At 48.8% G+C, this 16,109-nt stretch carries 10 protein-coding genes and 1 pseudogene; 4 read left to right on the top strand and 7 right to left on the bottom strand.

Going from position 1 to position 16,109, the window contains the following annotated elements; all coding sequences use genetic code 11:
* The first annotated feature begins 11 nt into the window (after nt 1-11).
* The 3 genes from DFR60_RS09505 (at nt 12) to DFR60_RS09495 (ending at nt 3,489) form a co-directional block, all read left to right on the top strand.
* Nucleotides 12-1,685 (top strand): serine hydrolase, encoded by a 1,674-nt coding sequence (locus tag DFR60_RS09505; protein ID WP_243005026.1) that lies wholly within the window; start codon nt 12-14, stop codon nt 1,683-1,685.
* Nucleotides 1,686-1,751: 66 nt separating this feature from the next.
* Nucleotides 1,752-2,786: a sensor histidine kinase gene (locus tag DFR60_RS09500; protein ID WP_243005025.1), complete on the top strand. Its 1,035-nt coding sequence runs from the start codon at nt 1,752-1,754 to the stop codon at nt 2,784-2,786.
* Complete coding sequence (locus tag DFR60_RS09495; protein ID WP_110322690.1) at nt 2,779-3,489, top strand: response regulator; 711 nt, start codon at nt 2,779-2,781, stop codon at nt 3,487-3,489. The genes DFR60_RS09500 and DFR60_RS09495 overlap by 8 nt, the downstream gene beginning before the upstream one ends.
* On the opposite strand, the gene DFR60_RS09490 is transcribed toward DFR60_RS09495, so the two are convergent.
* Entirely contained in the window at nt 3,486-4,478 is a 993-nt protein-coding gene (locus DFR60_RS09490; RefSeq protein WP_110322689.1) for a 3'-5' exonuclease, read from the bottom strand. The two genes, DFR60_RS09495 and DFR60_RS09490, sit on opposite strands and share 4 nt — an antisense overlap.
* Nucleotides 4,479-4,793: 315 nt before the next feature.
* Here DFR60_RS09490 and DFR60_RS09485 point away from each other — a divergent pair, with 315 nt between their 5' ends.
* Nucleotides 4,794-5,222 (top strand): Hsp20/alpha crystallin family protein, encoded by a 429-nt coding sequence (locus tag DFR60_RS09485; protein ID WP_110322688.1) that lies wholly within the window; start codon nt 4,794-4,796, stop codon nt 5,220-5,222.
* 140 nt (nt 5,223-5,362) lie between these two features.
* Here the strand turns inward: DFR60_RS09485 and DFR60_RS09480 are convergent, their stop codons facing one another.
* The 6 genes and pseudogenes from DFR60_RS09480 to DFR60_RS09455 all read right to left on the bottom strand — a co-directional run bounded on the left by DFR60_RS09480 (nt 5,363) and on the right by DFR60_RS09455 (nt 15,892).
* Nucleotides 5,363-8,308, bottom strand: a complete 2,946-nt coding sequence (locus tag DFR60_RS09480; protein WP_110322687.1) for an EAL domain-containing protein — start codon at nt 8,306-8,308, stop codon at nt 5,363-5,365.
* 52 nt (nt 8,309-8,360) lie between these two features.
* Entirely contained in the window at nt 8,361-9,314 is a 954-nt protein-coding gene (locus DFR60_RS09475; RefSeq protein WP_110322686.1) for an N-acetylmuramoyl-L-alanine amidase family protein, read from the bottom strand.
* Nucleotides 9,315-9,556: 242 nt separating this feature from the next.
* Nucleotides 9,557-9,751 (bottom strand): annotated as a pseudogene (locus tag DFR60_RS31425) (hypothetical protein); the annotation flags it as partial.
* A 112-nt stretch (nt 9,752-9,863) separates the two neighbouring features.
* On the bottom strand, nt 9,864-12,761 hold the full coding sequence (locus DFR60_RS09465; RefSeq protein ID WP_110322685.1) for an EAL domain-containing protein: 2,898 nt from the start codon (nt 12,759-12,761) through the stop codon (nt 9,864-9,866).
* Between the two features lie 116 nt (nt 12,762-12,877).
* Nucleotides 12,878-14,455, bottom strand: a complete 1,578-nt coding sequence (locus DFR60_RS09460) for a C40 family peptidase (RefSeq protein WP_110322684.1) — start codon at nt 14,453-14,455, stop codon at nt 12,878-12,880.
* 27 nt (nt 14,456-14,482) lie between these two features.
* Complete coding sequence (locus tag DFR60_RS09455; RefSeq protein WP_167437565.1) at nt 14,483-15,892, bottom strand: VanW family protein; 1,410 nt, start codon at nt 15,890-15,892, stop codon at nt 14,483-14,485.
* Nucleotides 15,893-16,109 lie beyond the last annotated feature (217 nt).

Raw genomic sequence — 16,109 nt, 5'->3', positions numbered from 1 at the left:
GATTACACGATATGACGCAATTGATAAAACGAATGTCGGCGTTCCTCTTATGTCTGATGCTCCTTATGGGCGCATTTACGGAAACTGCACTGGCGGCCCCTGACTGGCCCTCCGGCGTTTCCGTTCAGGCGGAAAGCGGTATCGTCATAGACGCGGACACCGGAACCGTACTTTGGGGACAAAACATTCATAACCAGTATTTTCCGGCCAGTATTACGAAGATTATGACGGCGCTGATCGTCATTGAAAAATGCAGCCTCGATGAAACCGTTACCTTCTCCCACAACGCAGTCTTTAACGTGGAGGCAGGGAGCAGCAACGCGGGGATCAACGAGGGAGACAAGCTGTCTGTCAAGGACTGCCTCTACGCCCTGCTGTTAAAATCGGCCAACGAATCGGCCAACGCCCTTGCGGAGCATGTGGCCGGAAGTACGGAAGCGTTTGCTGACATGATGAATGCAAGGGCGAAGGAACTGGGCTGCACCGACACCCATTTCGCCAACCCCAGCGGTCTAAACGACCCGGAACACTATACCTCCACATACGACATGGCGTTAATCGCCAGAGCTGCCTTTTTAAATCCCACCTTCGAGGAAATCGACTCCACCACCTATTACAAGCTTCCGCCGAATTCCATCAACCCGGAAGGCCTGACCATCTATCCGGGCCATAAGATGCTTAAGAAGAGTACGCCATACTACTATCCCGGCATCGTGGGCGGCAAGACCGGCTACACCACACTGGCGGGCAACACGCTGGTCACCTGTGCTAAAAAGAACGGTTTAAAGCTGATTGCCGTCATCCTCAAGGGCTCGACTCCCCAGTACTGGACCGACACAAAAAATTTGCTGGACTTCGGATTTGAGAACTTTGTATCCGTCCGCGCGGCGGATCACGAGACGAAATACAGCCCTGTCAGCAGTGATTTAACCTTTGGCGGCCTGACGCTTGATAAACCGGCAGCGCTCATTTTAGATCCCGACGGACGGATTATTCTTCCGAAAACAGCTGAATTTTCTGACGCCGAGGCAACACTCAGTTACGATATATCAGACAGCGACCCGGCTAATGCGGTAGCCAAGATTTGTTACCGGTACAATGAACGCCAGATCGGCTGTACCTATTTAGAGACCAACCAGGCGCTGTTTGAAAGCGCCGCATCCTCCCACCAGGTTCCGGCCTCCGGCGGTGAAGGCGAATCGGCATTGAACACTGATCAGGCCGCCTCGGAAGCAGCCAGCAGCGGGGAGAACGACGAAGCCGTTCCCGATGCAGCCAACAGCGGAGAAAACGATGCAGCCGTTCCCGATGCAGCAGCCGGGCAGTCTCCGGAGGGGGCTCAGTATCCGGAAGAAACGGTCCCTCAGGGCGAAACAGAGCTTCCAAAAGAGACTGAGGATTACAGAGAAAAAGCGTTAAGACCCTTTGAGATACCAGCCATTGCCTGGATTATTCTCGGCAGCGTCGCCGGTGTGGCGCTCCTCGGCGCGCTCATCACCTTCCTGATCATCAGAAAGAACAGGGAGACCCAGGAATACCATTTCCGCCACGAACAGAGGTTAAAACGTCTGCAGGATTCCGGCGTATCCGCCGATGAATTCAACAACCTGATAGAACAGCGGCGCAGTTCCTACACCTCGAAGCGAAAGAAAGGCCGCGGAAACCGGCATTTGAAATTCAAATAATCCGCGGAAAGGCTGTTATAGACAATGAGGATAAAAAGACAAGGTAAGATGCCAAAAGAAGATTTAATGAGGAATATCGTGGTCACGTCGGTTTTCCTGCTTGCCGCCACCATCTGTTCCACCCTGTTTCTCTTTATCGGAGGAAACAGGACGAATGTGGGAATCGTCTTTATGCTGGCGGTCATGCTGACGGCCCGCTATACGGATGGCTACGTACCTGGAATCGTAGCTTCTGTTATCGGTGTTATCTGCGTAAACTATGTATTTACGTATCCGTTTATGCAGCTTGACTTTACGCTGGATGGCTATCCGGTAACCTTCTTTGCCATGCTTCTGATCTCCGGCATTACAAGTACCACCACCACCCACCTAAAAGAGCAGAATCACATTCTGATGGAGGCTGAAAAGGAGACGATGCGCGCCAATTTACTGAGGGCCGTCTCACACGACCTGCGGACTCCGCTGACGGGCATCATCGGCGCCAGCAGTGCATATCTGGAAAACAGGGACCATATGACAGAAGCCGAAAAGACCGGCATGGTATCCAACATCAATGAGGATGCCAACTGGCTCCTCAACATGGTAGAGAATCTGCTCAGCGTCACCAGGATACGCGATAGCGACACCCAGGTGACGAAATCCTCCGAACCGCTGGAAGAGGTGGCCTCAGAGGCGGTACAGCGCTTCCACAAGCGTCTTCCCGACGCTATCGTTCATGTTACCGTACCGGATGAATTTATTATGGTTCCCATGGACGCCACCCTGATCGAGCAGGTCATCATAAACCTGCTGGAGAATGCGGTCTACCACTCGCATTCGGAGGAGCCCATTGATTTAAATATTACGGTTCACGACGGCCTGGCCTGGTTCGACATCACCGACCACGGAACCGGAATTGCTCCGGAGCGCCTGGATACACTGTTTGACGGCTATACGCCCTCCCCGAACAGCAGCGGAGATTCCCACAAAGGAATGGGAATCGGGCTGTCCATCTGCAAGACCATCATTACCGCCCACGGCGGCACCATAACAGCCGCGAATGAAAAACAGGGAGCCCGGTTCACATTTACCTTACCGTTAGGAGAAGATACATATGAGTAAGTTAACGATCGTTATTATAGAAGATGAGAAAAACATACTGAGTTTTATCGAGGCGGCGCTGGAGACCCATGATTACAAGGTTCTCACCGCTGTCAGCGGAAAAGAAGGGTTATCTCTGATTAATGCCTGCTGCCCCGATATGATTCTTCTGGATCTGGGTCTGCCTGACCTGGATGGAATCGACATTATCAAGAATGTGCGCAGCTGGTCCAATATTCCCATCATCGTCATATCTGCAAGAACCCAGGAGCAGGAAAAGGTCGCAGCACTGGATTTCGGTGCGGACGACTATATCACAAAGCCCTTCGGCACCAGTGAGCTTCTGGCCCGCATCCGCACCGCGCTCCGCCACGGCAAACCGACTGTCAGCACCGGGGATGGAACGCTCGTTCAGCCGCCGTACCGAAGCGGGGATCTGGTCATTGATTTTGACAAACGCCTCGTCTCTCTTAAGGAAAAGGAGGTCCACTTAACACAGATCGAATATAAGCTGGTCTCCCTGCTGGCTGAACAGTCCGGGAAAGTTCTCACCTATGATTATATCATCAGCAGAATCTGGGGGCCGTTTGCGGATAGCAATAATCAGATCCTGCGGGTCAACATGGCTCATATTCGCAGAAAGCTGGAGATTAACCCGGCGGAGCCTCAATACATTTATACAGAAATCGGAGTTGGATACAGAATGCGGGAAAGCGAAAATTAATCGCTTCCCCGCATTTTTGTATTCGTCTTCTGTTTTCTGTGCTTTGTTTTCTCAATGCGCTTTTTTTTAGCTTCTTCCTTCTTCTCGCCGATCTGCCGCGCGCCCTCCTCGTCTACCAGTTTCATGGTCTTTACAGCGTAGACTCGTCCGTCGTCACTGCGCTTCATACGGATCTTCCCTTTCAGGTATCCATGCTCCGGACAGACGCCCAGGGCAAAGTAAAACTTCTGGTTTACGGAAAACCAACGTACCTTTTTTCTGAGCATACGGTTACAGCGGTAGCAGATCAGGTCTGTAACGGTCTTGTCCGCAATAGCCTCCTCTTTCGTCTCAAAGGTCCTTGAAATGTATTTAGAGTATCCGGGAAATACGAGATAGACCTCCTCCTCCTTACTCTCAGGCAGCCGGTAATAATCGGTGGACCAGTATTCCATCACCCGTTCAAAGTCCATGGCTGCCATAACACGCCCCGTGTAATAGGCATCGTCCAGCGCTCGGTGAAAGGGACGGTCCTCCCTGATCCCCAGTTCCTCTACCGTAATGTCCAGCGACTGCTTCTGCTTTCCGTCTCCCTGAAGGAGGCTGTAGAGCTTCTGGACATCGTAATAGAGAAGGGGTTTATCGAAAGGAATCTCCACGCCGTAATACGCCATGTTTCGCTGCAGCTCCGTCAAGTCCATGGACCCCCAGGTACAGAACACGCAGTCGTCTCCGCACCATTCAAGAAAGTCCCGGATGGCCGCCTCAAAAGTCTCTCCGTTTCGCTCCAGCTCGGCCGTATCCATATGGGTTACCTCTGAGATCCTGTAGTGGATCTGGGGATAGACCCGCGGCCGGATCAGGCGGCGGAACTGTCCGGTCTCCATTAATTCTTCATCCAGGCGGACTGCTCCGATTTCTATAATTTCAAAAGGAAAATGGTCAATCGTCCCCTCTTTTCCGTCAGGGCTCTGATTCCATTCCAAATCCAGTACAATATAATTCTTCATAAAATTCTCCTTTGTGCTATTATATGATAGTTTATCCATTCATACAAGTTCATGCCTTCCATTTTAGACAATTATTTTTCTGTTAATAACGGTCAGTATCAGGTTGTCTCTCTGAATTGTATTTACAATATGAATTTTCTGTGAAAAAAGCATAAAATTAGCACTCTCGTATTGACAGTGCTAACAATCGGTGCTATAACGTAATTGTAACAAAAAGGAGTACCACATGGAAAAAGGTGGCCGACTTTTAACCATATATGTGCTGCCGACAAGGTGTCAACACATATAAGAAATTCAAGTTAGGAGGAATGACTTATGATGATGCCTAGTATTTTTGGAGAGAACTTATTTGACGACTTTATGGAAGATGCTTTCAAGAGCCCGATTTTCGGGAAACGGGAAAAGAATCTGATGAAGACCGATATTAGAGAGAGTGACACCGGTTATGAACTCGATATGGATCTGCCCGGATTCAAAAAAGAAGAGATCACCGTTAACCTTCGTGACGGCTATGTAACCATATCCGCCGAACGCGGTATGGAACGATGCGAAAAGGACGAAAAAACCGGTAAGTACGTTCGCCAGGAACGTTACAGCGGCTCATGCCAGAGAAGCTTCTATGTCGGCGAGGGTGTGAAACAGGAAGATATGAAGGCCCGTTTCGAGGACGGTATCCTGCATCTGGAATTTCCAAAAGCCACGCAGAAACAGGTAGAGGAATCTCACCGCATCTTAATCGAATAACAGGCAAATCCCGGAACGAAAAAGTCCTCCGTTCCTGAACAGGGCAGGCCGTATAAAGACGGCCCGCCCTGTTTTAACGCAACACTGATATCCGAGCTGGAGAAGGAATGGGATTCCTTCGACTGGTTCTGGTTTTAAGCCTATATGGAAAACTGCTCTGCCTCCACGGGCTTGCTGTAATAATAGCCCTGGATGGTGGTGCAGCCATAGTCTTTTAACAGCTCCAGCTGTTCCCTGGACTCGACCCCTTCCGCCACACAGTCCACATGAAGGCTGCGGCACATCTCGATGATACACCTGACAATGATCTGATTCTTCTCACTCTCTACCAGATTTTCAACCAGCGACTTGTCCAGCTTTAATTCGTCAAAATGCATGATAGAAAGAATTGACATGTTGGCATAATCCGCACCGAAGTCGTCCAGAGAAATGCGGAATCCCGCCTTCCGAAGCTTTGATCCGATGGCTTCAATCACCTTATGTTCCATATCTCCGATGCTTTCCGTGATTTCTATCATAACCATGTCGCATGGAACGTCGTATTTGCTCTTAATCTCCGTAAGCATCTGGAATAAGTCACTCTCCAGAAGCGTAATACGGGAGAAATTAACGGACACGGGAATCAATGGTTTTCCTTCCGATTTCCATCTGGACAGGAGCCGGAATACCTCCTCCAGCATATAAAAATCCAGATAACGGATAAGCTTCATTTTTTCCAGAAGCGATACAAATTTAACCGGAGACTGCAGATCATGACCCGGAGCCTGGTAACGCGATAACGCTTCCACGGAATGTACAGTTCCCGTCTCCGGATTAATCTTAGGCTGGAGATAGAGCCTGTAATATCCCTGCTCCACATCATGAACCAATAGCTTAAGACCCTCCGGGGAATAGTGTTTGCGAACTTCATCGCTGTTCTTATAGTAAAGCTGTTTATTCACCAGCATCAGTTCTTCTGCATGGTGCAGGAGCATATCGAAATCGGTTAAGTGTTCCACCCAGGTAGTTCCTAATGACACCCCGTTAGAAGTCTTTGAGTCCAGCTCCAGCCCCATATGCTTAACAAGCTTCATAAAACTCTTATACGCCATATTCATGACAACAATTACAAATTCATCCCCGCTCAGCCGGAAAATTTCGCCTTCCGGAAAGCAGGAACGCATAATTCCGGTTACGGCAATGATAGTTTCGTCTCCCCTGGAATGACCAAAATCCTGATTGAGCTGTTTCAGTCCATTGATATCCGCAGTGATGATTCCACATGACTCTCCGTATTTTTTCTGTATATCGTTCTGGTAACGGACAAAGCTGCTCCTGTTTAGCAGGCCGCTTAAGGTATCGTGCCCGGCCTCAAACTCCAGCCGTTCGTAAAGACGTCTCTTTTTGATCTCATTTGCAATATTATAGGCAATGGTATCCAAAAGGCGGATGGTATCCTGATTAATATTCGGGTTATCCACTCCAATATATCCCGAAAAAGCAGTCTCATCTTCAAACGGTACGGCAAACAGGCTGTGAGCACTCCGCCTCATCAGGTACTGGTACTCACTGGGATACGTGTATTTTAACTCTTCCACCTGCGAGATAATCAGATGCTGCTTCCTGTTGAAGGTCTCAAAGATATAAGGAATCGCATCGAGAGCAATATTCTGCAGAGAAGCCTTCTGAGCAGGCACCCCTTCCCTGCACCATTCATAGGTATTGTGGGCATATCCGTGCTCACGGTCAATCTCAACAATATAAGACCGTTCTCCATCGTAAAACCGCGTGATCAGTTCCAGAATATGGTTAATACCAGATTCCAGGTCATCCGAACTGTTCAGCGTTCTCAGACTCTCGAGCATCACTGTCTCCATATGGTATTTCGCGGTTGTAGCATGATCCCCGATCAGCCGGTTTCCCACATCCACGGCGATCTCCATACGCACCGGCCGGCTATTCCACTCCACCAGCTTATCCTTTACTATGAAGTACTTTTTCAGATACGGATTCTCATACTCCCACGTGGTGAATTTCTCTTTCATCAGCTTTGCATTATTGCAGAACGGACACGGAGTATTTCTCCCCTGCAGCATCTGGTAGCATTTCTTTTTTTCAAAGTCTTCCAGCTTCATGCCGAACTGTTCCCGCCCCACCCGATTTACATAGAGCAGCGTGTAATCCTGAATATCGCTGATATAGACAATTTCCTCCAGCTCATCGAGAAGCCACTCCCGGTTCACATACTGCAGGGGAAGGACATTGGATATCTTATCTCCAAATACGCTGTAGCAGGACCTCCCTGACTGTTTCGCATACCGCAGGGCTGTATCTGCCTTCACATACAGCTCCTGAAATCTGGTGCCATGGCGCGGACTGAAGGCTATACCGATGGAATTGCTGACCGTAACCCGGTTATCGCCCTCCTCCTGAATGGTCTGAAGCGCTCTGGCAACAATCCCGGCCTTTTGGTATACCGCAGTCTCATCCAAAATATGAAACAGGAAAACCAGGAACTCGTCTCCGCCCAGGCGGCCTACTATGGCTTCCTCCTCGAAAATACTTCTCAGTTTGTACGCAATCCCCGCCAACACCTTATCGCCGTACATATGGCCGAAGGTATCATTAATATTTTTAAAATTATCCACATCGATGATGAGAAGCGCGCTTTCTTTCAGGCCGTTTTCATTTAGAAGATCGTTGATCTCCTGCAGACATGACGCGCGGTTTAAAAGACCGGTCAGGGGATCAATTCTGGACTGGCGGAGCAGTTCCAGCTCCCTCTTTTCCCTGTCCCCATTCTTTTGGAGTATAACGGTAATTTCCGGCATGGAGTTATCCCGGCCGTAATCAAGCCTCTGAACTGTCAGGCGGTACTCTTCGCCCCCCCTGGAAAAAAACAGCTCTCGCTCCCTCTCATCCGTCGTAAAATTCAGCCGGTGTTCTGCAACATCCCAGATAATTTCTGAAAGATCCCTGCCGAAACACTGAGACACGGGATAATCCAGAAAATTCTGCATCTCATCATGTACATATCTAACCTTTTTTGCTGAATCCGCCACCATGACAATCAATGGCAGGCCAGGCTGCAAGCTGTTTTGCGGCATATCGCATTACCTCCCAAGAACAGGCATCCGTTCTTTCTCTATTGTATCTGCATTACTGAACCAGAGCTCCGTCGGCTCCCACGGTATGACCGTCTGGCGTTGCTGCACTCACCAGCATCTTTCCGCTGGCAGGGTCACAGTAATACCGGGTACCGTTCCATTCCACCCAGCCGGTAGCCATATATCCCTGTTCATTAAAGAAATACCACGCTCCGTCAATCTGCTGCCAGTTAGATACCGTGTAGGTTCCATCTCCGTTTCTGTACCACCAGCCGGCCTCATCCTGCTTCCATTCTCCTGCAGAGCTGCCATTCTGATAGATGGCTGCGGCCGCATCACTGTCAATATATCTGGAAGGAGATTCCACCCATTCGCCCTTGTTCTCCGGTTTCAGTCTGTTAACCGGTCGAACGCGATAGAAATACGTCCCTGCCTTAGTCATGGCAGCGGAAAAGTCGTAGGAAGTCCCTGCTATGGTCTTCGTTGTACCCACAGTCTTTCCATCCCGGTATAGCTTTACCTCATAGCTGCCCGCGCCTGCAGACTGACTCCAGGATACTCCGGTCACAGAGGTCCAGGCTGCCTGTTCGATGGCAGAGGTCTGCTCCGCCAGAGGCGGCAGCTGCATGGTGATAACCAGCGTGTGAGATTCATCCTCACGGTTGTAGTCGACAAGAGTCGCACCCTTCAATGTGATCTTATCCTTCGATACTGCGAACTTATATCCGTCTTCCGCGTAGACGCTCACCTTGACAACCGGTATATCCTCCTCCATCCAGGAAAATCCCGTATTCTGGAACTCATACTCTCCTGCCGAATATTTATCACTTTTCGGGGTAACTTCTATTTCCTGGTCCTGAATACTCTGTCCGACCTCCATATCCGCCTCCACCACCAGGGATACTGAAGTAATTTTGGTCTCTACCACAGCCAGCGCTGTCATCCCCGTCATACCTGATACCAGTGCCGCACAGATCAGCGCAGCAGCCATTTTTTTTACTCTCATTTTTCTGTCTCCTTTAATTGGTTATCGTAACGCCATGTACTTCTCATTTTATTCACATTTCTAATAAAAATCTGCATTTCCGTATTGTTTCATTATATATAAATTGAAGTGATAATTCAAGCCTGCAGAGTCTGATAAAGAATAAAGAATCTAAAAAACGGATATTCCACAGGATGCTTTTTCCGCAAAAGAAACCGCCAGGTTCAAATTCCCCTGGCGGCTGCATTTGCATGACTATTATTTTAATTCTTACGGCATGACGCACGGAGACACTGAGCCGTCAATGTTTCTGCCGACTGTATCATATCTGCCGGAACTCCTTCGAAAACCACTTCACCGCCATTTTTACCGCCGTCAGGCCCAATGTCGATAATCCAGTCCGCCTGCTTCATCACATCAAGGTTGTGTTCAACAACAATCAGGCTGTTTCCACGGGACTTTCCTGCCTGTGATTACGATTCTACTGTAACAGAGTTTTCACAGTCTGTTTCATTATAGCAGACAGAGTCTCGGAATTCTTGATATTTCCTGCTGCCCGTATCAGCTGCGCTAAGCTTCCGGGGTCAGCAGCCGCTCAAATGCATCTGTCTGCATTGGGCGGTAAAAGTAATAGCCCTGGGCAATACGACAGCCAATCTCCCGAAGTACGTTTACCTGCGCTTCGGTTTCCATCCCCTCACAGACGACCTCCATTCCCAGCTCAACGGCCATATTTACCAGATTTTCAATGACGATCTGCTCCCGTGGTCCCTGAAGCCCGGCGCATACAAAGCTGCGGTCCAGTTTGAGAACATCCGCTCTCAGACTCTGGAGCTGCCCCAGCGAAGAGTATCCGGAGCCGAAATCATCAATGGCAATCTGAAACCCATGCTGCTTTAGCTGCATCAATAATACAGAGGCTACACCTTCCGATACGCTGGCAATCGTGCTCTCTGTAATCTCAACCTCCAGCAGATGGTGAGGGATTTGATACCGGTCGGCAATTTCAGAAATCTGTTTGATTAAATCCGTATGTTCAAAATGCAGCTGTGAAAAATTACATGAGACAGCGACAACCGGAAGTCCCTTATCCAGCCATGTACGGATTGTACGGCAAACCTGATCAAACATATAAAGATCCACGTCCGTAATGATTCCTTTTTTCTCAAAGAACGGAACGAAAGAGTTCGGCATTAGGAGTCCCAGTTCCGGATGATTCCAGCGCACCAAGGCCTCACAGCCAACAATCGCTCTTGTGTTCATGTCCACCTTGGGCTGGTAATACGCCTCAAATTCCCTCTGTTCCATCGCAACAGCCAGTCTTCCCTCCAGTTCCTGTTCAATCAACGCTTTCTTTCTCATCTCTTCATCGTATAAAACGACGCTTCCCCCTGCCGCGGTTTTTGCACTGTGCATGGCATAGTTTGCAAGGTCCAGCATCTGTTTAATATCCTGCTTTTCTCCGATATCTGCAGGATAGGCGCCAAAGGAAATATCGATCTCGTAAGGAATCACCCCTCTGTCTTTACGCCACTGATTCAATTCCGTCTGGATTTTCTTCAATTGCGCGGTAAGCATATCCCACTCTTTGTAATATTTAAGCATCACAAAGTTATCGGCCGAGAGCCGGGCACAACTCTCCTTTTCCTGAACAAACCGCTGTGTTATATCTCCAAATGCACACAGGACTTTGTCCCCCTCTTCAAAGCCAAACGTATCGTTTATTAACTTGAAACGGTCAATATCACAGTAGATGACTGCATAGTGTTCACTCGATTTCGCTGAGAGAAATTCTCTGGCCCGGACATAAAAACGGTTAATATTATCTAACCCCGTCAGTTCATCGCGATAAAGCAGATTTTGTATGCGCCGCTTACTGCGTGTCATATTAAACAGATTGATGCATAAAAGTAAAATGATACAGCCGAACACAACCGCCACAAGTCCGGTTATCAGCCAGATATTCTGACGGACAAACGCTTCTACCGTAATTGGACGGGCGGAAACGGAATTTTTTAACAGCAAAGAGTCGATCTCTTCGTTGGACATATACTGACTATACTTATCCAATATGGAAAACAGGCTGGAATCGGCAGACTTTGATATGCCGATACAGAGGTCATTCGGATACTGGGTTAATGTTGTAATATGAAGTTCTTCATATTCCGGGGTACTGATTATATAGTTCGCTGTCTGTGTGTTGGTATAGGTTGCCTGTGCTTTTCCTTCCAGAACCGCATCAAAACACGCCTGGACAGTATCAAGATAAAGGATTTCCTTATCCGTGTTGTTTTGAGCCACGCGCTCAGAGAGCTGATATCCCTCCGGAAGTGCCAATACCTTCACATCCGGCCGCTCGCCCTTGGTAATCATGGCACTGGGAGTATGCAGAAAGCGAAGAGTGGTATTCATATGATTCCGCTCATCCCAGAGATAATCTCCGTCTGCAACAGCGATCACATCGGTTTCCCCCCGTTTTAATGCACTTAAAGATTCCAAAGCAGAACGGGCTTCAAACTGGAAGCTCAGTCCGCTTTTCTCACCAATCAGAGAGAAAATATCCGCCATGATACCGCAAAATTCGCCTTTTTCATTGCTGTAGGAAAGTGGGGCTAAGGAGGGATCGTAGGAGATATGGATCGGATTATCCGCGGCTTCAACAAATGCAGCCTCTTCCCTGGTTAAGGCAGGGATCTGATTCGCACTAGGAGAAAGATACTTATCATAAAGGTCCGTACGGTAAGCGGGATTCCGAAGCAGAATGTCATTGATGGCCCGGTTAATCTGTGCCAGCAGATCCGGGCGTTGTCTGGATACGGCAATATACATGGGCGTCGGCGCAAACTGGGCAACGCTGCGGAAGACACTGCTCCGGCCCAGATGGGTAATGGCAACGCCGTCAAGCGTACCATCCTCAAGTGCATCCAACAACTCCTGAGTTTCGTCGTATTCGATGATATGAAGAGTTACACCGTGTTCTTCGCAGTACCGCTTAAAACTTTCTCCATCCTCACCGCCCTTTATGATGCCTACGCTCATCCCTTGAAAAGCATCGAAATCTTCATAATTATAGCGGGAATCATCCATACGTACGTTGAGAGTCGTATAAATGGTACACATAGACTCATCTGTAAATAACATCTGTTCCGTACGTTCTTCCGTGCGGTACACGGCAGGCAGAATATCGATCTTACCATCAACTAAAAGCCGGAATGCCTCCTGCCAGCTGGGAGTGTCCACCACCTCATAAGACAGGCCGCTCAGCTTTGAGACTTCCTGAAGGAATTCAAAGTTATAGCCTTCATATTCCCCCTGCATATTGTGATACATGTAGTCGCCGTCTTCATAGTAGCCTACTCGTGCGACAGAATCGCCTTCCGCCGCAGATACCTTCAGAGGAAATAGAAAAGCAATAAATAGGGCTGCAATCAGTGCTGTCCAGTTTAAATTCTTTGTTTTAGTCTGCATGAAAAGTTCCTCCTGACTGGTATGGCTCCATTCGTATTAACTTGCATGTTTTCTGAATAATTACAAGCTAATACTATCACAGGAATTCGTTAAATGCAATTTGAAGGCCTTCCAGGTTAAAAAATTCTCCATGCCACAATGAAATTATCCCTCCACCATTTTGTTCTCTTACGGTATACGACTTTTCCATTTCCGGACGACGCATCGATTACTTTTCCATCTTCTGCCGCTATTCCCATATGACCGTTTTCCACTATGATATCTCCGGGCTGAATATCATTGTAATTCGTTATTTTCTTATACTTTCCTATATTTCTCCATCCGCTGGAGGTCAGATAGCTCTGCCGCACTCCAACCTGGTTTAAGCACCAATAGACAAAGCCGGAGCAGTCAAATGAGTTAGGGCCCTTTGATCCCCATACATAAGGTAATCCCACTTTTGATGCCGCTGCATTAATCAACGCCTGGACACTTCCGCTGACGGATCTTTTGCCGTCCTCCTGCTGCCTGCCGCCGCTGGAGCCGGACTCGCCGGATGCTTTCCCCTTCGCCACCGCTTTGGAAGAATCCGTCAGCTTAGCCATGGTATTAATTCCCACAGAGCCGTCCGCGGCCAGACTGTTATTTTTTTGAAAAGAAACCACTGCAGCTTCTGTAATCTCTCCATAATATCCGGTGACGTTTCCGGAAGGAAGATAGCCGTACTGACTCAATAACTCCTGGACGCGTTTTACGCTGTCTCCCTGCTCCCCAAGCACCAGTCCATTGGGCCTGGCTCCGGACTCTTCCATGACGTTTCTGGTAGTGGGGCCTAAGTAGCCGTCTACGACCAGACCGTTTCTTGACTGGAATTGTTTGATCGCCTGAACGGTGTCCTTTCCATAATTGCCATCCGGATTTGTTGTCAGATATCCCAGTTCCTTCAGACGTTTCTGGAATTTCAGCACCGTATCGCTCTCTTCCCCATACGACAGGAAATTGGGTTTTACCGATTCGCTGTAAAGCAGATTTACCGTCTGTTTGCCTACTTTGCCGTCTGCATTCAGCAGATTTATCTCCTGCAGCTTGATTACCGCCTTTTCCGTCAGCTCGTCGAAGGTCCCATTCACGTTATCAGCGGATACCAGATACCCCAGTTCATAAAGCCGGTTCTGGATCTGCTTCACATCATCTCCTGAAATTCCCAGAAAAACAGCGTAGTATTTCGCATCCGGCGACAAAATCATCTCCCTGGTCCGGGGACCGGCAATTCCATCCTGCTCCAGATTATTCTGGCGCTGAAAGCGCTTCACGGACGCAGCGGTTACCGGTCCGTAAAACCTGGTGGGCTCATCATTCTCCATGAACCCCAGCTCCATCAGCCGCGCCTGGAGCTCCGACACGGCGGAGTGCTCCACGCCTTCCTTTAAGTTTTCGGGAGCCGGCCCTTCCGGCTCTGCCTCCCCGCTTTCCTCTGCATCAGCCGTTTCGCTGTTTTCACCCATCAGACTGTCTTCCGCTTTGCCCTCCTCCCCCTCTATCACGATTTCCGGCTGATTCTCCGCCTGTATTTTCATGGGCAGAGTCTCTTCTGTATCCTCTGAATCCGGCTGCTTTCCTTTGCTCAAAGCGGCAGCAAGACAAATTATCAGTACCGCGGCAAGGGCTGCCGCCATTATATACCACTTCATACGTTGTTTTTTTTGTTTATTCATTGTTCTGTGTCCTAAATCCTTTTTTTCTTATTGCACCCCTGGTCCCGATTGACTCTCTTCTGTAGTTTTCGGAGAGCGGCCTGATTCCACGGGCGCGTCTTCTGCCGCCATTGTCTCCTCCGGCATTGTCTCCTCCGGCATTGTCTCTCCCGGCACTGTCTCAGCAGGCACACTCTCAGAAGGCACACTCTCACCAGGCGCCGTTTCTCCGGTTTCGGGAACTGTCTCCGGTTCTGTTGGTTCAGGGATTACAACACCGGAAGTATTTCTTTTTACGATTCCCGGCTTTCCCTTATATGTACTGGAGTGGAAATACTCCTCGTTAATTACCGTTCCGTCTTTGGAGGTAACCAGCCATGTTTTCCAGGTCGTCCCCTTCACGCCTTCCTGAACCACGATTTCCTGATCAGGCAGAAGCGTCTGGTCCTCTATATAGCCAGGCTCTGGAGGATCGTATTCCTTTGTCTTCTGGGAACGCATGGAAATTTCCACTCCCTCTTCCAGAACAGGCATTCCTATCATGGAAATTGTCAGCTTCCTGTCTTCAAACACAGCCCGTATTGCCACAGACGTACTTTGTTTATTAATAAAACGTAAATCCGGTCCGCTGTATCCGTCATAGCTGACCATTGCATCCTCTCCGGGAATCACATAAGAAGGCTCGAAGCTGTGGGGATGTCTCTCTGTCGTCTTGATTCCCGAAAAAATAACGGCATTATACAGAGTTGATGAAACCTGACATACGCCTCCTCCGGGCTCTTCCACAAATTCGCCGTTCCGATAAGCTCCGGCTGGCAGATATCCCCTCTCCGTCGTCCTGTTTCCGGTGGTACTGTTAAAGGAAAATTCTTCTCCCGGGAAAATAACCAGGCCGTCAAGGGCATTGGCAGCAAGGCGGATATTATTATTTCTGTTGCTGTTGCTGGTGGCTGTAGTAGAAAAGGTACCAATTACCTGATACTTCTTTTTTACTTCATCAGCAGTAAGTTCCGGCGCTGTCTCCTCTGCCTGAACAGGGATAACTGCTGTAAATATCTTCTTCCCCAGCAGATCCATGATCTCCCGGACCGCAGCTTCCTCATTGATCAAAAGCCCCTTTTCACCGCCCGTATAAATCCAGGTTCCTCTTTCCTTATCTCTTCCGGTGAGCTGTGTGCGGGATGGACTGCGGTTCCACTTTGATGCCGCTACCGCCACCTGCTCTCTGATGCTGCTTTCCATAGAGGCCGGGGTCAGTTCATAATACTCTCTCCATAGGGATTCGTCCTGACTGTATATTTCTCCCAAAAGCACGTCCAGACTCTCCGGCAGGGGATTTTTTAGTTCTGCTGCTGAGTTCTGGTAAGAAAGCGTCATATCCCACTGGTATATATCCAGGATTTTACTTTTTGCCTCGTCCTTAGATAACCCGGTGACCGGTATCTCATCTATTACCACTATACGTTCCGCTCTGGATTGTATCGGTTCAACATGACTCTTTTTTCCCCTTTGTATGAAAGCAGACAGTATAAAGGCCAGGGTTAGAATAAGTATCCCAAAACAGATACCCCCAGTTATTAAACCCGTTCCCGTTTTTTTCCTTTCAAATCTGCCTTTCTGTATCTCCCTCCGGCGTCTTTGCCTTCTTCTGTCATGATTCTGCAACATATTACCC

Origin of the sequence: Hungatella effluvii (assembly GCF_003201875.1) — a bacterium.
GTDB classification, from domain to species: domain Bacteria; phylum Bacillota; class Clostridia; order Lachnospirales; family Lachnospiraceae; genus Hungatella; species Hungatella effluvii.
This window is presented reverse-complemented; position numbering and strand designations above follow the sequence as displayed.